This window comes from Scytonema sp. HK-05, from assembly GCF_963872035.1.
Taxonomy (GTDB): domain Bacteria; phylum Cyanobacteriota; class Cyanobacteriia; order Cyanobacteriales; family Nostocaceae; genus Kalymmatonema.
In genome coordinates, this window is the sequence record NZ_CAWMYC010000107.1 from 44,580 (window position 1) to 65,394 (window position 20,815).

Genomic DNA, 20,815 nt, shown 5'->3' on the forward strand with positions numbered 1-20,815 from the left:
TTGGACGAGAACCGCTTTAACAATGAGTAGCAATCTAGCTGAAAAACTTCGCTGTGGAACGCAACAAGCTCATACAGCAATTGAAAACATGGGATTCATGAAATGCTTTGTCAAAGGAGTTGTTGATAGAAACTGCTTTGCAAAGTTTTTAGGTAACTTGTATTACATCTATAGCGAACTGGAAACAGCATTAGAGCATCATAAAGACCATTCTTTAATCAGTGCGGTATATTTCAGAGAACTCAATCGCAAAGCTCATTTGGAAAAAGACTTAGAGTTTTACTACTCTCACAACTGGAGAGGGCAAATCACACCAGCAAAAGCCACCTTGGCTTACGTCAGCCGCATCCGTGAACTGTCCGCAAAAGAACCACAGTTATTGATAGGTCATGCGTATACCCGTTACATGGGCGATTTGTCTGGTGGTCAGATGTTGCAAAAGGTTGCTCAGTCAGTCTTGAAGCTTTCTGAATATGAAGGCACATCTTTCTACAATTTTGAGCAAATTCCAGACAAAAAAGCATTTAAGGACAAATATCGTCAAGCATTAGATTCATTGCCAATAAATGATGCAACCGCAGACCGCATTGTTGCGGAAGCAAACCACGCATTTCGGCTGAATATGCAGATGGCGAAAGAATTGGAAGAAACCCTCATCAAACTCATCGGTCAAGTCATGTTCAATAGCCTGACTAACACTAATAACCCCGGTAACACCGAACTGAGTAAAGCTTAGAAATTTTATTGACAATCACCTCTACACGAGTGAGATAGCGTTTCTCAAGGTGCATCAGTAACGGATTTTGTAACTGGATATCGCGGATGATTTATAGCAGTTCTCAATTAGACTTCTTGCAAAAGTCTGATGAATAGATATTTAGAACCACAGATGCACATGAATTCACACTAGTTAATCATCTGTGTCCATCTGTGTCCATCTGTGGTTTTATTTTCTCCTTTGTTTGACTTTTGTACTCTTGTTTATTAAATACGAACGAGAAGCGCTACATCCGTTATATCCATTGCTACCTTCGTATTCTCCATACATTCATTTTATTGGAAGCAACCTCGATGGTTTTTCAAATTCCTGGTGTCAAGTTTGATTTCGATATCATCAAGAAGTACGATACTCCTGCACCCAGATACACGAGTTATCCACCCGCTACAGAGTTAACCGAAGCATTTACTCATACAGATTTTCAAGCTGCGATCGCCGCCTCGAATCAAAGGAAAACTCCTCTTTCTTTGTATTTCCATATACCCTTCTGCCAAAGTGCTTGCTATTTTTGCGGTTGTAATGTAGTCATTTCAAACAACAAGAATATTGCTATACCTTACCTGGACTATCTGGTTCGAGACATTAGGAAAACAGCAAGCTTAATTGATTCAGATAGGAACGTGGTTCAAATTCACTGGGGTGGTGGAACTCCTAATTATTTGAGCCGTGAACAAGTGGAACGTTTATGGAAAAATATCAATCAACACTTCACACTTAGCCCAACAGCAGAAATCTCTATTGAAATTAATCCCCGTTATGTCGATAAAAATTACATTTTCTTTCTGAGAGAGATTGGGTTTAACCGAATTAGTTTTGGTATTCAGGATTTTAATCGTGAAGTTCAAGTTGCAGTGAATCGCATTCAACCAGAAGAAATGCTGTTTGATGTGATGGGCTGGATTAAAGAAGCGAAGTTTGAAAGCGTGAATGTAGACCTGATTTACGGTCTACCCTATCAAACTGTCCAGACATTCCGGGAGACGGTGAAAAAGACCATTGAATTAGATCCAGACAGGATTGCTGTTTTTAACTTTGCCTATGTACCGTGGCTCAAGCCAGTGCAAAAAAATATACCACTAGAGGCACTACCCCCAGCGCAGGAAAAGTTAGAAATTTTGAAGATGACTGTTGAAGAGTTGACAACTCACCAATATTTATTCATAGGTATGGATCATTTTGCCAAATCCAATGATGAATTGGCAATTGCTCAAGGCGATCGCGCCCTAAAACGCAACTTCCAAGGCTACACAACTCAGCCGCAAGCAGAACTCTTTGGTTTTGGTGCCACATCCATCAGTATGCTAGAAGATACCTACGCCCAGAACCACAAGCAATTAAGCGATTACTATCAAGCAATCGATACAGATATCCTACCGATTAGTAAAGGTATCAAACTCACTTGGGATGATATTCTCAGGCGGGATGTCATCATGAGCATCATGTGTCACTTCCAACTGTATAAGCAAGACATTGAAGACAAGTACCATATCCGTTTTGATGACTATTTCTCTCAGGAATTAGAGGCGTTAAAGCGTTTAGAAGCAGATGGATTGGTAAGTCTATCAAAAAACCATATTAGCGTCACAGAAATCGGTAGATTACTCATAAGAAACATTGCCGTTATTTTTGATATGCATACAACAAAACAAGAGAAAAAATTCTCCCGCGCAATTTGAGTGCTTAATAGGAACTTCAGTTAATCGTTCGACTTTTTGCAAAAGTCATATAACGAGATTTCAAACCACAGATTAACACAGATAAATTATCCGTGTGCATCTGTGTGCATCTGTGGTTTCATTTTCATTCTTCTTAACTTTTGCCAGAGGCTTATTTATCATAAATACCCTCACTCCAAAGTTATCTCTCAATTCTTGAGAGATTTACCATAAGGTAGGATGGGGGTTTTTCTGTAGTTAATTCACCGGAATGAATACAACACATCTCCCTAGATATTACGGTTGCCATTTCTTGTTTAAGTCCTTATGGATAACAAGTCGGCAAGGACTACTTTCTCAATGACTCCTATATCAAACAAAATGTTCCCAACGAGGCTTTGGGTTTAAATAAGCCGTTGTTGATTGAGACTACGGCATCAGCAATTCAGTTATATGTTACTAAGGTCACTTGCGGCAACACAACTAAAATAGCAATAATTACAATCTCATGCAGTTTTTTTCCGGACAAGACTAGAAAAATCTGGAAGATTTGTGCAAGCAAATTCTACTATCGCTCACAAAAATCACACTGATGAGATTTAGCTTTCTGTTAGTTAGTGTCGCCAGTATTCTACTGTTATCTTCTCCAGTCAAAGCAGCTCGCTTGCAATCTTGGTATTTCGACCCCGTTCAAAATCAACTAGATATAACTACTGATTCTGGAGTACAACCAAAAGCTTTTTTAATTAATAACCCGACAAGACTTGTTATTGATCTACCAGGAACAACCAATCTAGACGACAACACAGTCCGTAAAACTCTTGGATCAGCAGTTCGGGAGATTCGTTTGGGACAGGTTGACTCCCAAACAACCAGATTGGTTGTTGAATTAGCACCTGGCTACACAGTATCCCCCGAAAAATTACTGATTCAAGGAGATTCTTCCTCACACTGGATCGTGAAATTCTCCTCAATTGAACGTGCAGCCTTGAGTGATTCGCAAGTCAAAGTTATAGACACCAAATCTGAAGAAGAACAAATTCCCGTGCAAATCGGCAATATTTCGACCTTTGCTGGGGTTGTCCCCTTGGGTAAGGAATTGTTGCAGCTAAACTCCCAACTAAAAACATTGATCGCTCGCTACAGCTTTCTCTCGCCTGGAATCTTTTTCCTAGATTTGGATACAGGCAACTATTTGGACTTCAATGGAGAGAAGGTATTTCCAGCTGCTAGCACCATTAAGTTTCCCATTTTGGTTGCCTTGTTTCAGGAAGTTGATGCTGGGAGAGTCAAGCTGAATGAAACCTTAGTGCTGCGGCGGGACTTGAAAGCTGAAGCTGAAGGTTCCGGAGTCTTGCAATACAAACCAGTGGGAACCCGACTGAGTGTTTTAGACACCATCACCAAGATGATTACTATCAGTGACAATACGGCTACGAATATGATTATTGACCGTTTAGGTGGTAAGGCTAAGTTAAATCAGCGGTTTCGTAGTTGGGGGCTGCAAAACACCGTGATTCGCAATTTGCTTGGTGACTTTAAGGGAACTAATACGACCAGCCCTAAAGACCTGGTAAGACTGTCAGCGTTGATTACTAATAATAAATTGCTGAGTGATAGAAGTCGTTCCCAGGCTTTGGGCATTATGCGTCGTGTTGAGAACAGAAGGTTGCTACCAGCCGGTCTTGGTAAAGGTGCGGTCATTGCTCATAAAACAGGAACTTTGGGAGTTCTCCTTGGGGATGCAGGTATCATCGAGTTACCATCAGGTAAGCGTTACTTAGCAGGCATTTTGGTGAAAAGACCTTTTGGTGACACCAGAGCAAGAGTTTTTATTAGTCAAGTTTCTAAGCTGGTTTATGGCTACCTAGACCAACCAAAAGTGACTAGTAGTGTGTCTCAATAAACGTTAAGGGTCTATTATTCTCCCTTACACCCTCCGAACACGGCAGACACGCACACCACCTCCCTTGACGGCACCTTGCATACCTTGAACAACAGCTCTTACGCGTTGTTCTGGTGTGCCATGATGGTGCTTATTGCCCCATTGGTAATCCCCAATTCGATGAGCTAGGGTTGCAATCTCTAAAATATCCCGCTTATCAAGAGCAATATTGGGAATCAACCCCAAATAAACTCCTGCCAAACAATCCGCTTGAAGTTCTGATATAGGTGTCACATTGGGTTGAAATCCATATGCAGTTTGCATAGCATGAGCATATTCATGCCCAACAATATAAGCTAAGGCAGCATCTCCGTACTGGTATGCCATCCTGATATCTCGTGTGGTGATGTAGACAGTGTGGTTGCGTTTGCAATATTGACTACTATAAAGAGGTCCGCAACCACCGCGAGAACCATGAGCAACACCCCAAATTAATCTTGGTGTCGCTTGATAACCGTGAATGTGCTGGATTCCAGTATATACTGCATTGATAACGGCTTGGGGTGCCAATTCTGCTTGAGCAGGTAAACTCGCCAGCACAGATCCAATACCGATAAAAGTCGTAGTCAGTGCCTTGAGTGCTTTCATTGTTACCTCACATAAATTAAAATCACCAATTTTTTGGTAACTTGAAGACAAAAAACCCCTCGTTGTTTCATATCTTCCAAAACAACCTACATTTGTGACAATGCGACTTCCGCAAATTTATATAAGTAAATTCCCTGAAATCTGTTTTTAATAATATTAAAAAATACATTAAAATCGACTAATGTTCTACCTGCTCCTTCGCTCGTTGGGGGCAACCCAGGCATGTGCAAGTTCCGACGTTGAGCCAAGAATCCCCCGGCTTATAGCCGTGGGGAGTGTCAATGATACCAATTTGCGTAGTAGGTTGGGTTGAGGCTACGAAACCCAACGTTGTTTGTTGCGTTTCCCCACGGGTTTGCCCAACCTACTATCACGAAAAGGTTCTTCTATGTCTCAATTTGAAACTGCCCTTGCCGCCTATCAAAGCTTCACCGACTTGTTCCAAAGTGTTGTTATCAGCACCGTGAGTGCAGATAACATTCCCAATGCGAGCTATGCTCCTTTTGTCATAGATGAAAGCAGAAATATTTACATCTATGTCAGTGGTCTTTCTACCCACACTCAAAATCTCTATGCAGTCCCCAAGGCAAGTGTGTTATTCATAGAAGAGGAATCTCAAACTAAGCAAATCTTTGCGCGTCGTCGTCTAACCTTTGACTGTACAGCGACGTTAGTCGAACGCGATACAGAGCTATGGAATCAAATTGTTGACAGCTTTGAAACGCGTTTCGGAGAAATTATTCAGCTATTGCGCGATTTACCAGACTTCCGCATTTTTAAACTTACGCCAAGCAAAGGTCGCTTTGTCATCGGCTTTGGTGCTGCCTATGAGGTAGACCCGAACGACCTAAGCACTTTAACCAATATCACAAGTGAGGGCAAAGGAAACAGCTAACGTATCTCCTAAACCTCCACTCCCCAACGAAAATAGAGGAACATGACCCACTTTGGTATCATCTGTCCGGGAGTTCCTGGCCATCTCAATCCCATGATGGCTTTAGCACAGGAACTCCAGCAACGGGGTCATCGCGTAACACTGATTAACGTTCTGGATGCTCAAGCTTCTGCACAAGCAGCTGGAATAGAATTTCGGGCGATCGCCCCTGATGAATTTCCTTTGGGAAAAACCCAAAAATTACAGGAAATAGATGGGGAATTGAGCGGTTTAGATGCCTTTAAATTCACTGTCACAACATTTACAGAATTAGTAGACATCAGGCTGCGAAATGCTCCGGCTGTCATCACAGAAGCTAACATCGATGCAATGCTAGTGGATCAAGCTTCCCCAGAAGGCGGTACTATTGCCGATTATCTAGGTATTCCCTTCGTCACAATCTGCAATGCTTTGATGATGAATCCAGAACCGAATGTGCCACCGTTTGTCACAACCTGGAGTCCTAAGCCTGTATGGTGGGCGCAGTGGCGTAACCAAATGACTTACACGCTGTTGAACCTGCTCTTGTCATCGGGTTTCAAAACCATCCAAACCTACCGCAAGCAGTGGAATTTGCCTCTCTATTCTCAACTCACTGATGTCTGGTCGAAAGAAGCGCAAATTAGCCAACAACCACCTGAGTTTGACTTTCCCCGACTCGCTTTGCCAAAGTGTTTTCACTACACTGGACCTTTCATCAACCCAAACGCACGCAAAAGAGTAGATTTTCCCTACGAGAAATTGAGCGGTCGCCCCCTGATCTATGCTTCAATGGGAACGCTGAAAAATCGTTTTGTAGAAGTCTTTCAGGGGATTGCCGCCGCCTGTGAGGATTTGGATGTACAACTGGTCATCTCTTTAGGTGGTGCTTTGAATCCTGAAGCTTTGGGCGAATTGCCCGGTTCAGCAATAGTTGTCAAGTACGCCCCGCAACTGGAACTGCTCAAACGTGCTAGTCTTTTTATCACCCATGCAGGCTTAAACTCAGTGTTGGAATCCCTCAGTGTAGGAGTGCCGATGGTGGCAATTCCGATTGGAGATGATCAGCCAGGAATTGCTGCTAGGGTAGCATGGGTAGGCGCAGGTGAGTTTATTTCCCTGAAGGATTTTAATGGCGATCGCTTAAAGATGGCGATCCAAAAAGTGTTAACGAATGATTCCTATCGTCACAACGCCCGCCGAATACAAACTGCTATCAGCAAAGTCAATGGGGTAAAACGTACCGCTGATATTATTGTTGATAAACTCTGCCCTGATAACCGTCCTTAGGGGAAGTCCCAACAAAGCTAAAATAGTACCCGGAAGAAGGATTATGCCCAAATTTGTAATTTTATGACTTCTGCTGCTTTAGTAAAAACTGAGTACGAGGCGATTATTGGTCTGGAAACCCATTGTCAACTCAGCACCAACACCAAGATTTTCTCTTCTAGCTCTACGGCATTTGGTGGTGACCCCAATACTAACATTGACCCGGTTTGCATGGGTTTGCCTGGTGTATTGCCCGTACTGAACGAAAAAGTTCTAGAATACGCCGTCAAAGCAGGTTTGGCGCTTAATTGCCAAATCGCAAAATATAGCAAGTTTGACCGCAAGCAGTATTTTTATCCTGACTTACCCAAAAATTACCAAATTTCTCAGTATGACCTGCCCATTGCTGAACATGGCTGGTTAGAAATTGAATTAGTCGATGCTGAGGGTAACCCCGTTCGCAAAAGGATTGGTATCACGCGTCTGCATATGGAGGAAGATGCGGGAAAATTGGTACATGCGGGAAGCGATCGCCTTTCCGGTTCCACCTACTCCCTGGTAGATTACAATCGGGCAGGTGTACCGTTGGTGGAAATTGTCTCGGAACCTGATTTGCGTTCTGGACAAGAAGCTGCGGAGTATGCTCAAGAGTTGCGCCGCATTCTACGCTACCTTGGCGTCAGCGATGGCAATATGCAAGAAGGTTCTCTCCGTTGCGATGTCAATATCTCCGTGCGTCCCGTTGGACAAAAGGAATTTGGCACAAAGGTAGAAATCAAAAACATGAATTCGTTCAACGCCATCCAACGGGCGATTGAATACGAAATTGAGCGGCAAATCGCAGCGGTAGAAGCTGGCGAACGTATTATACAAGAAACTCGCCTGTGGGAAGAAGGCTCTCAACGCACAATTAGTATGCGGGTTAAGGAAGGTTCTAGCGATTATCGCTACTTCCCCGAACCAGATTTAGCGCCAATTGAGGTTTCAAATGAACAATTAGAAGAGTGGCGCAGTCAACTTCCTGAACTACCGGCACAAAAACGCCATCATTATGAAAATGAGTTGGGGCTGACGCCTTATGATGCACGGGTGTTGACAGAAGAACGTTCCGTTGCTGAGTATTTTGAAGCAGTGATTGTGAGTGGTGCAAATCCCAAAGCTGCTGCTAACTGGATTACTCAGGATGTCGCCGCCTACCTCAACAAAAATAAACTCAACATCACCGAAATTGCCCTAACACCGACCAATCTAGCTGATGTGATCACTCGGATTGAAAACGGGAAAATCAGCAACGCCATAGCCAAAGAGAAGCTTCCAGAGTTGCTAGACGGTCGTTCTCCTGAGGAATTATTTAAAGGCAAGGAACTGATCACCGATCCCAGTGTACTGGAATCGATCATTGATGAAGTGATGGCAGCCAATCCCAAAGAACTAGAAAAGTACCGCAACGGTAACACCAACCTCAAAGGCTTCTTTGTCGGACAGGTTCTGAAAAAAACCAACAAACTTGCTGAACCCAAACTGACTAACCAATTGGTGGAAAAGAAGCTTAATAGCTAAATTCTGTGGAGACGTTGTTTGCTACGTCTCTACAGGTCAATACAGTTCAGTGAAGGATTTTTAGTAGAGACGCGCTGAATGAAAGCGTCTCTACATCTCTACATTGCTATGGTGATAACGATTTTGGTCTTATCACCAAGTGTATTGCTCTACAGGTTCCACTGTTTGTTTTGAAATTTCTTTACACTATCTTTAGGTAAACATCATAAAAAAGGGGTGACACCCCTCAGGGCGAAAATGATATATTATGTTAAGTAGATGCACCCTGATGATCTGGAGAGCTGCCCAAGTGGCTCTCCTTTTTTTTGTGTTTATTCCGATGCTGGTGAACGGATTTCCTGTCATACAGCGCTTTTCACATGATTAAATCGTAAAAAGTGGGGATGCGATGTTCCGCAGGAGCCGCCTTCTCCGATAGGACACGCTACGCGCGTGCCTCGCGGAGCGAGGAGCTTACGCGCTTGGCACAAGCCTCCTTTAGGACTTACGCCGATGGCGCAGAGCGCACTGCCTCCCTTGCGTTCGCGTAGCGTGCCCAAAGGGCATTGGCACTCTGTGCCCGCGCAAGGGAGCGATCGGGCTGGAAAGTACCTGTAGGTGTCGTGACCCTCAAAACGTAGTCATTTAAGACTTAGGCTGGCTATCTGTCCAGTGATAGAACTAGATGTCTAGCTTTGTCCACTGTTTGGTGAATAGCCTCCTAAACTCTCATCTTCTCCAAGTATTGACGAATTCCCTCGCACATTTGTAAAAAATTAGGTGTGACCTGCTTAGCCAGCGAGTCCTCAACAATGCGACTAATTGCTGCTGTCAACACTTGCGGTGTGCCTTTGATTTGGTGCGGGTCAATTTGGAGTTCCCCCCGGCTTTCAATGAGAGTGCCGCTACCGTCTTCCAAAAAGCGATTTTTGCCAACACAGTAAACTGCTTCTGTGAAAAAGTGGGTCTTGATACGCCACTGAGTCGTAAAATCAGATTCATTCCAGACTTGCTCCTCCGTCCACACGAGCAAGTCCTCGCTAAGAAAAGTACGCGCTACCTTAGGAATCTTTGCACCGCCATGCCACTCGTATACCAAATGCAGTAGTCCGTCTTCCTTTTTACTTGATATGAACTTAATTTGTTGCACGGAAGGCATGTAGGGTACCAAATCGATGAGCTTGTCTCGGTAAGCAGCATAGACTAGAGAACGCTTAAAGGGAAGATGAGCATCGACGTTTAGGAGCATGGGAAAAACCCGCCGTAGTTTGGTTATTGACATCCTCTCACCGTTGCCGGATTGAGCAAGTAGACGAGCGATGGAAACATAACAACGATTCGGGGCAGTAGCTCCCGCCAATTGCTAAAACTTCAAGATGTCGCCTACCATACAAATACGGCAGAATGAACTACGCACATCCGGCTACGCCTGAGATGTGCGTTTCTGACGCTTCATCTGAGCAACTTGCTTGAAGCGTAACGCACTCCTGTAGAGGTTAACTCCGAAGCATCTGTAGAGGCACGTTCCATACCTCTTGCATAATTTAGCATCACCATTGCTGCTGCTACATCCCTATCACATTGGTAGCCACACTCAGAGCAATGATGCACTCTTTGTGCTAATGTTTTCTTTTTCTGATGACCGCAATTCGGACAAGTTTGAGAAGGCTTAACTTTTTGTGTTGGAATCTCAACATAAAAACCGCCTGCCTCTGTAACTTTATACTTAATCAAGTCTTTGAGATTGCCAATCCCAACGTCAAGCAACGAACGGTTAAGTCCCGATTTTTGACGTTTTCTTTTGCCTTTAGACTTGCGAGTCATCCCTTTAATATTTAACTTTTCAGTCGCTACCAAGCTATTACAGCTAACTATTTGTGTAGAGACTTTATGTTGCCAGTCTTGCCTTTGTCTAGCAACCTTGGATTGTATTTTGGCTACTAATTTATTTGCTTTTCTCCAACGTCGTGAAGCTTTCACCCCTCTACTCGGAGGTCTTTTTCTACGACTAGTTTTAGCTATTTGATTAATTTTGGTTTGAGCAGCTTTTACAAATCTGGGATTCTCAATTACATTGCCATTAGAATCTGCAATAGCATGGTGAGTACCAAAATCTAAACCAACAGCACCTGTATCAGTTTGGGGGCGGGTGGGAACACAATCAACAGTGATTGAAGCATACCATTTCCCTTGTTTAAATATAATTGTACAAGTTTTAGCTTTGCCCCAGTCTCTAGCTTGACCACGCATTTTTAAGTTACCTAAATTAGATATCTTTAGATAACCGTTTTTGCCATTGGTACAAGCTTTCCATCCTGCTGAGCAAGGATAAGTCCATCCTTTGTAATGACGGCTTGACTTGAATTTTGGATACCCAGACTTGAGCTTAAAGAAGCGCTTAAACGCAAAATCTACACGTTTAACAGTGTCTTGCAATGCATGACTACCAAGTTCTTTATACTCTGACCAATACTCCTTGAACTCTGGTAAACAATTTTGTTGGTCGAAGTAATCAACCGATTTACCAAACTTCTTGTAAGAGGTTTTGCGATGCTCAACACAAGCATTGTATAAATCCTTGTGAAGCCGTCGCCAATAATGCATTTTACTGACTTGTACCTTTGATGGGTAAAGCCTAAAAGTAACTCGCGAAAGTAGCCATAACATATCGACTTGTCTGTTATCTTAAAACGGTAGCATCTTGAAAGCGGATTGACAACTATGAAGCAAGTGACAACGCGAATATCCGATAGGGAATTTGAACACCTGCAAAAATATTGCGAGATCTCAGAAAGAACTCAGTCAGAAGTAATTCGTAATTTAATACGAAAATTGTCAATCAAAGGGGCATTGAACCCCATTGATTGACCGCTATACGAACCCAGTCCGCTTCGCTGAGACTGGGGACTGCCGCGATGAGCGTTCAAAGGCTTTTGCAATCAAAACGAAACTTGGGATTTTCTCCCAAGTTTATCATTAAAAAAAACGTGCTTACTTATAGTTATGACATCTGCAAAAACTATTTGCGCAAAACCTGTTGAAGTTCCTTCTCCAAAATCCTCATCCTCCCCTGAACAAGCGAAGGATGAAGCGCAAGAACAAAAAGACGACTCCGTACCGTCTCAACCTACAGCAGAAGCTATTGAGCAGAAGACCGAACCAGAAGAGCCTGGTGCCCTCTTCCAAGCCGTTGGCGTGCTCAGTGGCAAGGTAAACTTCATACTAGAGGGCGAGAATGAAAGAAGTACCATTACCATTGGCAACAAAGAATACCCACTGTTTTACGCCCCTAGCAAAAAAAGAGCATACGAAGCCCTTAAGAAAGAGATAGAGGCGACTGGCGAATCTACCCAACGCTTGGTTGTTTATCCGAAATTTACCCACTTTCCCGGAAGGGATCAGCCGCCCAACGTTGGCTTCCAAGTCGTCGGCTTTGACAAAGGACGACAATCCCAGGTAATCTCAGAAGAACTTCAGGACATGGAGTTTAAACTTTGCGGGCTGTGGCAGTTTATTCCTGTGTGCCGCACACCGTGTATCTCTGTGTTTAAGAATTTTACTAAAGAACGGCTGAATCATGTTAAACAATCGGAACCAGCAAAAAAAGTAAAATACATGAAAGCCAGTCATTTACCTTTGTTCTGGAGAGACGCGCTGGTGCCGCCGTTTAGGTTTAATCCCAAAGCCCCAAAAGAAGAACAAGGTAAACCAGTATTCGTGCAGATTAAGGCAAGGTTTATGCCGCACCGGGACGCTTTTGAATTTGACTCGTTACTGGGATTGCCATTGGAGTTGCCACCAAAGTTCCTGAAGGCGAGCAAGGATGATAAAGCTACAGCGATCGCAGAAAAGAGAGCAGCATTGAAAGCATCTGGTAAGGATAGGGCTGCATCAACAGGAAAGCCACCGTTTAAAGCGAATAAAGGTGATTTTAAGGGGAACCCGAAGGGAACGTTAAAAGAAATGCCTAAGCCCAAGCCAAAGCCAAAGCCACAGCAGTAGTCACAAAGAAACTTCCTTGTATGCCGAGGGAGTTTCGCTTTAACACGCGCTAAAACCAGTCAAACGATAAATTCTGATTCTTTCGTTAGTCCATTAACCAAAGTTTGGCGTTGCTGCTGGGCGAGTATGAATTTTGTTATGCCTACGAACGTCGGCACGCTACGCGAACGCGCAAAGACGAGCCAGCGCCCTTTGGAGGGTTTCCCTCGTGCCGGCTCTGGCGTCGCAAAGACGCAAAGACAAAGGTTTTGAACATTAAGTTTTGAAATTTCATCCCTCAATTCAGCAACGCCCAAACTTTTTATCAAGACTAATTTAGATGCGTTTGCCCTAGAAGTAAAATTTGCTCTATATCTGGCTGTTGAGTTGAAAAGGTGTACCTCAGCAAACTGCTGTAATGCCTGCGCCATACCGTAACTTCGTCTAGTCTCAAGAAAGCTAGTTACAGAGGAAAAGGATAATGGGAAAGCTAATATTTTTGCTCCCAACAGTGGCTGTGCTGACCACGCTCACACTTACCAGTTGCAGCACCTTAACCACTAACCAGTATGAAGCCACAGCGCTTACTCGTTATACCTGGCAAGTAAAGGTTGCCGACGACCTAGCCAATGAAAATTTAGCGCGCTTTGAAACTTTTGCTACCACTTCTTTGCTGAATCGCAATGGCTTAAAGCCATCTGGGGCAGTCACTGGTCCTGATGAGAAGGGTCTATGGTGGCCCGCTTTGCCGCCGCGACCATCAGTTGATGAAGTGGAACAACGTAAAAAACTTCAACAGGCAACTAATCCCGAATTGTTAAAAACTGTGAAGTACGAACTGAACTATAGAGTGGGTGAGCAACAGAGGACGCTACCTACTAACTATGAGGTGTATCGACAAGTGGTGAAGGCATACCCGTCACGGACTCCTCTGCAATTGACTTTAGGATTAAACGATAACTCAGTCGAGAAAGCGGAACCCGTTGGTAGTGGAGGAAACTTTTAGCAAGAAACAGATAACTAAAGGCGTGGGAGTGTCAAAGGCAACAAAGCTATCTTGCTAAAAGTCATTTCATTTCACAAACGAATGAACAAAGCAAGACAACTGCCCCCTCTACACACTACACCTCATACTCTACACTTTCACTTTTTTGCCCGAGATCCTCGATAAATTCGCTCCATTTGCTCTGGAGAAAGCGATCTCATTGGAAACCCTTGATCTATTCTGACCGCGAGTTCGTCGCTTGGTTGAGACGCCTCAGGCTGAGTTTTGGTAGAATAGTCGCCATTGCCATTTGCAAGCGGGCTTATTGATATCTCATCTATCCCCGATTGTGTCGGTTGGCTGTGAAGCAAGACATAGCCGTGCTTTTGTGGATCGTATGCCAAAACTTCTCCTGTCTCAATTTGATAAATCCAAGCATAAATATTGAGTTGTCTTTGGTAGAGCTTAGAGCGGATCACCGGATACGTCCGCAAATTTTCGATTTGAGTGAGTATATTCTCGGCGATGATGATTTCTAACAGTTCTTCCCCCGAGTATTGGCTGTAGTGGTCTAGAACCAGTCGTCGGGTAGCCTGTGCGTACTTAAGCCAATCATGCACAAGCGGCATTTCCTCTCGCAGGCTGTCTAACTTCATTAACCCTTTCATTGCGCCGCAATGCGAGTGACCACAGACAATAATTTGTCGAATATCTAATGCTTGAACAGCATATTCAATTGTTGCCCCCTCACCGCCATTGGTTGCGCCAAATGGTGGAATAATGTTGCCAGCATTGCGGATGACAAACAATTCACCCAGCTGAGCTTGTGTAATCAGGTTTGGATCGATACGCGAATCGGAACAGGTAATAAATAATACCCTGGGTTTTTGACCATGAGAAAGTTGTTCAAACAGTTCTTGATGGGTGGAAAAATAGCTAGATTGGAATTCGCGCAGACCTTTAATCAATTTCTTCATATAACTATCCAAACGAAGAGGCAATACCCTAAATTTTCTCAAACGATGGCTACTGTTGTATCAGAATGTTATCAATTTATTAACGCTGTGTAGAGTGTTTGGATACAAGAGGAGAAAAAGCACCGAAGCTATCCCCCTATTGGTGACTTCTTTTTCTTACCTGGCTTTAAAGGCGATCGCCCTTAGGGCAGTGCGCTCCCTTGCGATGGTGCGTAGCACCCGCCTGTCGGCGATTGCTCCCGGTGCCAGTGCCGTAAGTCCTAAAGGAGGCTTGTGCCAAGCGCGTAAGCTCCTCGCTCCGCGAGGCACGCGCAGCGTCTGGGCTACACCAGAAGGCGATCACACCCCACACGCTACAAGTTCTTATTAGAAAATCACATAGAGTTTGTAATAGGAGAAAATCTGAAAATTTCAAAGACAAAAGCCTTTGCCATGTGAATTAGAATACTGGGAATGAATAAACGATGCTCATACTACCTCTGCAATTCTACTAAGGGAATCTCCTCTGGATTGCCAATCAGATGCCAAAAGAGTGCGAGGTCCCCCGCAGCATTGGCAATAAACCCCAAATCTTCCGGCATTGCACCGTTATCCATTTGTGCCAAGAAGTTTTTTGCAGCAAGGATAGTGCTTTGGCGTTTCAACATTTTCCGTTCTGGTCGTCCAGCCATTTTTTTTGATTTCAGAGCATTGGATATGATTTCTAGGATGACCGGATCGCCCTTTATTCTGCATCAATCCTGAGAATAATACTTAGCGGTATAAGTCTTTTTGGGTTCCAGTTAACCTTATATAGATGTCACTAGGCATAGCATCGTCTCTCCCCTAAGACAGATGCAGTCTCTGTAATGTTGAGATGTATGTAGACGCGCCACTGCGACGGACTGCCCAAAGGGAGGCGAGCCCTTGCCGGCGATCGCAACCGTAACAGAACTGTAGCCGCCAGCATAAATTTCGTGTCCATGACAAATACCTCGGAGTTGATGTTTGGTATAATTTTGATATCTGCGTTGCGCTTGGTTTTTACGCTTGGCGTTTCAACCGCTTCTGTTATTTGATACGGGTGGAATTGTTTGGTCGATGCACGCTTAGGCTGTGGCTCACTTTGTTGGACGGTCTTAACAAGTATGAAATGACAAATATTGATATTTGTCAGTTGTACCATTATGATAGTTTTATCATCACAGTGGAAAAGTTGCTATGTTGTCGCGTCAACTTGGAAAAAACGGTCCAACAATATCGGCGCTTGGGCTTGGCTGTATGGGCATGTCTGATTTTTATGGTCCAGCCTCACGCTCCGAAAGTATTGCGACGATTCATGCAGCGCTTGATGCAGGCGTTACCTTACTGGATACAGGCGACTTTTACGGCATGGGGCACAATGAACTGCTGCTACACGAAGCCCTCACAGTCCGGCGGCGGGAAGATGTCTTCATTGCTGTCAAATTCGGTGCGTTGCGGTCTCCTGAGGGCAACTTTATTGGCTTCGATGGTCGTCCTGAAGCGGTGAAGACTTCACTTGCCTATACATTGAAACGACTGGGAACCGATTACATTGACCTCTATCAGCCAGCCCGAATCGATCCGACGGTGCCGATTGAAGAGACCATTGAGGCGATTAGCGAAATGGTGAAAGCTGGATATGTTCGCCACATTGGTTTATCAGAAGCGGGGGTAGATGCCATTCGGCGTGCCCATGCGATTCATCCCATCACCTGGCTTCAAATCGAATATTCGCTCCTAAGTCGCGGTATTGAGAATGACATCCTCCCGACTGTGCGTGAATTGGGCATTGCTGTCACCGCTTATGGAGTGCTTTCACGGGGGTTGTTGAGCGGTCACTGGTCGAAGGAACGCTCTCAACAAGCGCAAGACTTTCGAGGACATCTGCCACGCTTCTCTGGAGAGAATCTGGATCGCAACTTGTCGCTGGTCGAAGCCCTTCGCCTTATTGCCCAAGAACAGAGTGCGACGGTTGCCCAAGTGGCAATTGCTTGGGTGCTGTCGCGGGGGAACGACATTGTGCCACTGATTGGGGCGCGGCGTCGCGATCGCTTGAATGAAGCACTGGGTGCGCTGGATCTGCACTTGAGCGAGGATGATCTTGCCCGGATTGAGGCAGCAGTGCCGGTGGATGCAGTGGCAGGCGATCGCTATGATGCAAGTCAAATGGCGATGCTAGATAGTGAGAAAAGGTAAAAGACCCGTAGCATGAATGATTCAGCTTTGACACCAGAGTCGATTCTCGACGCAGCGGAAGAGGTTTTGCGTCGTTACGGTCCGGCAAAGGCGACGGTAGTCGATGTGGCTCGTTTTCTTGAGGTGAGTCACGGCACGATTTATCGGCATTTTCCCAGCAAGGCTGCTTTGCGCGATGCGGTAGCAGAACGCTGGCTGCATCGGGTTTCCGCGCCACTTGCAGTGATTGCAGAAGAACAAGGTTCTGCTGTTGAACGATTGCACCGATGGTTTGAGCAACTCATGACTCTCAAGCGTCAAAAAGTCCTGGACGAGCCGGAGTTGTTTGCAACTTATTCGGCGATTGCCCAAGAGGCGCGAGGGGTGGTTCAAGCTCACGTTGCTGAACTGGTCAGCCAAATCGCTCAAATCATCGAGAGCGGTATTTCCAGTAACGAGTTTAGGGTAGCTTCACCGCAGGCAGCGGCGAAGGCAGTTTTTCAAGCGACGGTTCGATTTCACCATCCAGCTCACGCATCCGAATGGAGTGATCTGGACATCGACACGGACTTTGCCCAAGTATGGCGCTTGGTACTTGCTGGTCTTGTGGTGGGTGAGTTAAGCGTTTAGGTGCTTGTCAGCATTGGGTGAAAGCAGGCGCACGCCGACGGGGAACGACATAGTAATTCAAGTTTGATTTCATCCTGCCAATTGAGCAATCTTGCTTTGAAGCTTTTCGGTCTCCCCGGTAACCCAATCCAATCGGCTGTGCAATCGGTTCACCTCTGACCACATGCCTGGGATCGCTCTCGTCAGTCCCGAAAACGTTGACTCAAACCCTGATTGTTGCGAACGCTTGCCAAAAGTTTTCGGTCTACTGAATGTGGTAACGTTCCAATCAAGCGTTTGTCACTTAAGACCTTAAGATTTGTATGTCTACTCAACTTCAATCTCTACGACAGGCTTGTCTTCTCTCCCTAATTGCTGTTTCCTTGAGTCTTGCTTCCTGCGCTAGCGATCGCAGAAACAGTAACAATATTTCTCTTGTTGGTGCAGGGGCAAGTTTTCCCGCGCCTTTGTACCAGGGCTGGTTTTTAATGTACAACAAGCAAAATCCCAATGTGCAGATTAACTATCAATCAATTGGGAGTGGTGCTGGAGTGGCACAGTTTATCAAAGGTACTGTGGACTTTGCAGCGAGTGATGTGGCAATTACAGATGAACAAGCAGCTAAGGTTAAACGGGGTGTGATAACTTTACCCATAACTGCGGGTTCTATAGTGCTAGCTTACAACTTACCCAATGTGGCAACTGGTCTGAAGCTACCACGTCGGGTCTACACAGATATCTTTTTAGGAAAAATCACGAATTGGAATGACCCTAGAATTGCTACAGCTAATCCGGGGGTAAATTTGCCCAATCTGCCGATTATGGTTGTATATCGCTCTGATGGTAGTGGTACCACAAGTGTGTTCACGCAACACCTAAGCGCCATCAGCCCGGAGTGGAAAAACAAAGTTGGATCGGGTAAAACTATCCAGTGGCTGATCGGTGTTGGTACTAAGGGTAATGAAGGTGTGACCGCTCAAATTAAACAAACGCCAGGAGCAATTGGCTATGTGGAGTATGCCTATGCCACGCTGAATAATTTACTTATGGCTGCTTTAGAAAATAAAGCTGGTTATTACATTATGCCAACACTAGAGTCAGCTGCTAAAACTTTGGAGGCAGTAGAATTACCTGCCAAGAACTTGATTGCTTTTATCACCGATCCAGCCGAAGCTCAGTCTTACCCAATTGTTACCTACACTTGGCTCCTCACTTATAACAAATATCAAGACCCTAAAAAAGCTCAGGTTCTGGAGACATTTGTTGAGTGGGCGTTGACTAAAGGCCAGGAATACAGTACAGAACTGGGATACGTTCCCCTACCTCAGAAAATCAGAACTAAAGTGCAATCTGCTGCAAAGAAGATTGGTAAAGAAAGTTGATTTTCGTATTTCAGGTAGAAAGCGAGCCTGTAAAAACCTGACTGTGGCTCAACAAACCTTCGGACATTCCAATGGTAGCTACACACGTCCCGTTACAAATCTGCTAGAAATCGCCAAATTGGTTGGTCAAAGCATCGTATTTAACAAAGAACCATATGCCTTTACCAACTTGATATTGGATTTCACAACGTAATGATGAAACTGTCTCGTCGGTGAAAGTCAGCCTCAGTTCCTTGATGAGTCAATGCCCAGTAAGACACCTCACCGTCTTTGTGTTTGATGACGGTGGTGATACCAACCTCAATGGCTTGGTTTGCTGGGACGATTTTATCTAGTTCGACATCCAGGGCGATCGCTAAACCGTCCGATAGATGCTGGATGCTAAACGGGAGTGCCGTAAACGCTGTTTCCTCTTGCATCCCTTGACGGTATGCATCAAAGCGATAGATATTCCAGTCTCCGGCGGGGGAGAGGTTGAATTCCCAATACTGATCAGAATTCTTGATGCCTAGGAAGAACTCGAAGCAAGTGTCTTTCCACAGTTCGTGCTTTCGTGCTGGTGTGTCTGAAGGTGCGGCGAACGCGACTTCTTTAACATCGCCGAGAAGCGCGTAGTGGATGGTAAATTGATTCCCTTGTCGGGCGATATTGCCTGCAATTTTCAAATCAGGTATCGGTTTAGCAGAGGGGAAAGGTTGCATCTTAAACGTCTGGTCGTTCATTTCATATCCTGGATGATGTTGCGAATCGTTGTTTCCTGAGATTCGATGCTCTCGGTAAGCTTAAACTGGACAAGCGCCCTTGCAAGGTTGTGTTCTGGATGCTTAACCTTGAAGTAAACATTCCCTGCTAAATAGTCAGCAAAGAATCTCACTCCCAACTCAAAGGCGAGCAGACGGATTGCATCGTATATATAGGCATAGTCATTTTCCGTGAGAAACGCTTTTGCCACAGAAAGATAGCCTTGTAGAATTCCCTGACACAGATCAGTATCGAAATGAACGCTTTCCCACTGCTCGGTTTCTTCTCCGGCTCGATTGCAGCCTGAACGCAGGCAATCGCCAATGTCGTAATGTACCAGACCCGGCTTAACGGTGTCGAGATCTACTACGCTGACGGCTTGCTGGGTAGCAGTGTCGAACATAACATTGTTGATTTTTGGATCGCCGTGCATGAGGCGTAGTGGCAGATCGCCTGTGGCTTTGGCATTTTCCAGGACATGCGCCCAGACTTGGCGATCGCTCACAAACTGCAAGCAATAATTCACTTCCGGAGATTGGCGCGGGGTAGTTTTCGTTAAAACTTCGTCGTAGTGCTGAAGGTACACCGGCGTAATATGGAACCCTTCTAGGGTGTCAGCAAGTTTTTCAGGCGGCAGGTCGCTGATAAGATTATGGAACATCCCCAGGGCATAGCCGATTTCTTGGGCGTGTTCCTGATTGTCCATTGTGTCGAAAGACTGCGAGCCTTCAATAAAGCTGATTGCCCGCCAGAACGAGTTATCAGCATCCCTCCAGTGGTCTTGAGCATCCTTGGTCAACAACACGCGGGGCACTTCCCAACGACGGCTAAGGGGGGTACGTTGTAAACGTTCGTGAATATGCTCAGTGAATGTACGCATATTCTGCATGATAAGTTGGGGCTGATGAAACACCTGCGTGTTGATGCGTTGCAGGACAAAATGCTTTTCCCCTGGGGAATCCAGAGTGACTAGAAAGGTGTCATTAATATTACCACTGCCAAATGATTGAACAGCCGTAACTTTCCCCTGGAGGGCGAATTGATCGGCAATGGCAACCAAATTGTCAGTGTCCTGTGTCCTGAGATTTTCCGTCATGTTTGTTTTTGACCTGCGCGACTCCCCACGTGATTGTATGAAGGCAATAGGGGATATGGTAGCGTAAGTTTTACGTCAGGTCTGTATAAAAATGTTGCAAGTATTGCGATGGCGCTTAGCGATGCTCCGGAGGAGCATCGCCGTAAGCCCTGCGGACACGCTAGGGGTTGCCTCGGGCA

At 45.0% G+C, this 20,815-nt stretch carries 22 protein-coding genes; 13 read left to right on the forward strand and 9 right to left on the reverse strand.

Annotated features, from left to right (window positions below):
• Positions 1-22 precede the first annotated feature (22 nt).
• The 3 genes from AACT52_RS20235 (at position 23) to AACT52_RS20245 (ending at position 4,339) form a co-directional block, all read left to right on the forward strand.
• Positions 23-736 carry a biliverdin-producing heme oxygenase gene (locus tag AACT52_RS20235; RefSeq protein WP_073633078.1) on the forward strand — a complete coding sequence of 238 codons (714 nt, stop codon included), beginning with the start codon at positions 23-25 and terminating at the stop codon, positions 734-736.
• Positions 737-1,071: 335 nt separating this feature from the next.
• On the forward strand, positions 1,072-2,454 hold the full coding sequence (gene hemN, locus AACT52_RS20240) for an oxygen-independent coproporphyrinogen III oxidase (RefSeq protein WP_073633079.1): 1,383 nt from the start codon (positions 1,072-1,074) through the stop codon (positions 2,452-2,454).
• A gap of 571 nt (positions 2,455-3,025) precedes the next feature.
• Entirely contained in the window at positions 3,026-4,339 is a 1,314-nt protein-coding gene (locus AACT52_RS20245) for a serine hydrolase (RefSeq protein ID WP_073633080.1), read from the forward strand.
• 24 nt (positions 4,340-4,363) lie between these two features.
• Here the strand turns inward: AACT52_RS20245 and AACT52_RS20250 are convergent, their stop codons facing one another.
• Complete coding sequence (locus AACT52_RS20250; RefSeq protein ID WP_073633081.1) at positions 4,364-4,966, reverse strand: neutral zinc metallopeptidase; 603 nt, start codon at positions 4,964-4,966, stop codon at positions 4,364-4,366.
• 388 nt (positions 4,967-5,354) lie between these two features.
• On the opposite strand from AACT52_RS20250, the gene AACT52_RS20255 reads away from it, so the two are divergent.
• From AACT52_RS20255 to gatB, 3 genes are all read left to right on the forward strand, one after another.
• Complete coding sequence (locus tag AACT52_RS20255; protein WP_073633082.1) at positions 5,355-5,861, forward strand: HugZ family pyridoxamine 5'-phosphate oxidase; 507 nt, start codon at positions 5,355-5,357, stop codon at positions 5,859-5,861.
• Positions 5,862-5,903: 42 nt separating this feature from the next.
• Positions 5,904-7,169 carry a glycosyltransferase gene (locus AACT52_RS20260; protein ID WP_073633083.1) on the forward strand — a complete coding sequence of 422 codons (1,266 nt, stop codon included), beginning with the start codon at positions 5,904-5,906 and terminating at the stop codon, positions 7,167-7,169.
• 63 nt (positions 7,170-7,232) lie between these two features.
• Positions 7,233-8,708, forward strand: coding sequence for an Asp-tRNA(Asn)/Glu-tRNA(Gln) amidotransferase subunit GatB (gatB, locus tag AACT52_RS20265; RefSeq protein WP_073633084.1), 1,476 nt, complete (start codon positions 7,233-7,235; stop codon positions 8,706-8,708).
• Between the two features lie 700 nt (positions 8,709-9,408).
• Here the strand turns inward: gatB and AACT52_RS20270 are convergent.
• Together AACT52_RS20270 and AACT52_RS20275 are read right to left on the reverse strand one after the other, a co-directional pair.
• Entirely contained in the window at positions 9,409-10,047 is a 639-nt protein-coding gene (locus AACT52_RS20270; RefSeq protein WP_337251633.1) for a hypothetical protein, read from the reverse strand.
• Between the two features lie 92 nt (positions 10,048-10,139).
• Positions 10,140-11,291, reverse strand: coding sequence for an RNA-guided endonuclease InsQ/TnpB family protein (locus AACT52_RS20275; RefSeq protein ID WP_233154014.1), 1,152 nt, complete (start codon positions 11,289-11,291; stop codon positions 10,140-10,142).
• Between the two features lie 399 nt (positions 11,292-11,690).
• On the opposite strand from AACT52_RS20275, the gene AACT52_RS20280 reads away from it, so the two are divergent.
• Complete coding sequence (locus AACT52_RS20280) at positions 11,691-12,689, forward strand: hypothetical protein (RefSeq protein WP_073633086.1); 999 nt, start codon at positions 11,691-11,693, stop codon at positions 12,687-12,689.
• Positions 12,690-12,748: 59 nt separating this feature from the next.
• Here the strand turns inward: AACT52_RS20280 and AACT52_RS20285 are convergent, their stop codons facing one another.
• Positions 12,749-13,099 (reverse strand): hypothetical protein, encoded by a 351-nt coding sequence (locus AACT52_RS20285; RefSeq protein ID WP_073633087.1) that lies wholly within the window; start codon positions 13,097-13,099, stop codon positions 12,749-12,751.
• Positions 13,100-13,149: 50 nt separating this feature from the next.
• Here AACT52_RS20285 and AACT52_RS20290 point away from each other — a divergent pair, with 50 nt between their 5' ends.
• Positions 13,150-13,674 (forward strand): hypothetical protein, encoded by a 525-nt coding sequence (locus AACT52_RS20290; protein ID WP_073633088.1) that lies wholly within the window; start codon positions 13,150-13,152, stop codon positions 13,672-13,674.
• 137 nt (positions 13,675-13,811) lie between these two features.
• Here AACT52_RS20290 and AACT52_RS20295 read toward each other — a convergent pair whose 3' ends face one another.
• On the reverse strand, positions 13,812-14,630 hold the full coding sequence (locus AACT52_RS20295) for a carbonic anhydrase (protein WP_073633089.1): 819 nt from the start codon (positions 14,628-14,630) through the stop codon (positions 13,812-13,814).
• A gap of 142 nt (positions 14,631-14,772) precedes the next feature.
• Here AACT52_RS20295 and AACT52_RS20300 point away from each other — a divergent pair, with 142 nt between their 5' ends.
• Positions 14,773-15,000: a hypothetical protein gene (locus tag AACT52_RS20300; RefSeq protein ID WP_073633090.1), complete on the forward strand. Its 228-nt coding sequence runs from the start codon at positions 14,773-14,775 to the stop codon at positions 14,998-15,000.
• Between the two features lie 103 nt (positions 15,001-15,103).
• Here AACT52_RS20300 and AACT52_RS20305 read toward each other — a convergent pair whose 3' ends face one another.
• Together AACT52_RS20305 and AACT52_RS20310 are read right to left on the reverse strand one after the other, a co-directional pair.
• Complete coding sequence (locus AACT52_RS20305; protein ID WP_073633091.1) at positions 15,104-15,301, reverse strand: hypothetical protein; 198 nt, start codon at positions 15,299-15,301, stop codon at positions 15,104-15,106.
• Between the two features lie 131 nt (positions 15,302-15,432).
• A complete protein-coding gene (locus AACT52_RS20310) occupies positions 15,433-15,795 on the reverse strand; it encodes a hypothetical protein (RefSeq protein WP_073633092.1) in 363 nt (120 codons plus the stop codon).
• Between the two features lie 35 nt (positions 15,796-15,830).
• On the opposite strand from AACT52_RS20310, the gene AACT52_RS20315 reads away from it, so the two are divergent.
• The 4 genes from AACT52_RS20315 (at position 15,831) to AACT52_RS20330 (ending at position 18,992) form a co-directional block, all read left to right on the forward strand.
• Positions 15,831-16,829: an aldo/keto reductase gene (locus tag AACT52_RS20315; RefSeq protein WP_073633093.1), complete on the forward strand. Its 999-nt coding sequence runs from the start codon at positions 15,831-15,833 to the stop codon at positions 16,827-16,829.
• A gap of 12 nt (positions 16,830-16,841) precedes the next feature.
• Entirely contained in the window at positions 16,842-17,438 is a 597-nt protein-coding gene (locus tag AACT52_RS20320; RefSeq protein WP_073633094.1) for a TetR family transcriptional regulator, read from the forward strand.
• Between the two features lie 302 nt (positions 17,439-17,740).
• Positions 17,741-18,799, forward strand: coding sequence for a phosphate ABC transporter substrate-binding protein PstS (gene pstS / locus AACT52_RS20325; protein WP_073633095.1), 1,059 nt, complete (start codon positions 17,741-17,743; stop codon positions 18,797-18,799).
• Positions 18,783-18,992 carry a hypothetical protein gene (locus AACT52_RS20330; protein WP_073633096.1) on the forward strand — a complete coding sequence of 70 codons (210 nt, stop codon included), beginning with the start codon at positions 18,783-18,785 and terminating at the stop codon, positions 18,990-18,992. The genes pstS and AACT52_RS20330 overlap by 17 nt, the downstream gene beginning before the upstream one ends.
• Here AACT52_RS20330 and AACT52_RS20335 read toward each other — a convergent pair.
• Entirely contained in the window at positions 18,982-19,521 is a 540-nt protein-coding gene (locus AACT52_RS20335) for a DOMON-like domain-containing protein (protein WP_073633097.1), read from the reverse strand. The two genes, AACT52_RS20330 and AACT52_RS20335, sit on opposite strands and share 11 nt — an antisense overlap.
• Positions 19,518-20,636, reverse strand: coding sequence for a phosphotransferase enzyme family protein (locus AACT52_RS20340; RefSeq protein ID WP_073633098.1), 1,119 nt, complete (start codon positions 20,634-20,636; stop codon positions 19,518-19,520). Before AACT52_RS20340 ends, AACT52_RS20335 begins: the two co-directional genes overlap by 4 nt.
• Between the last annotated feature and the right edge of the window lie 179 nt (positions 20,637-20,815).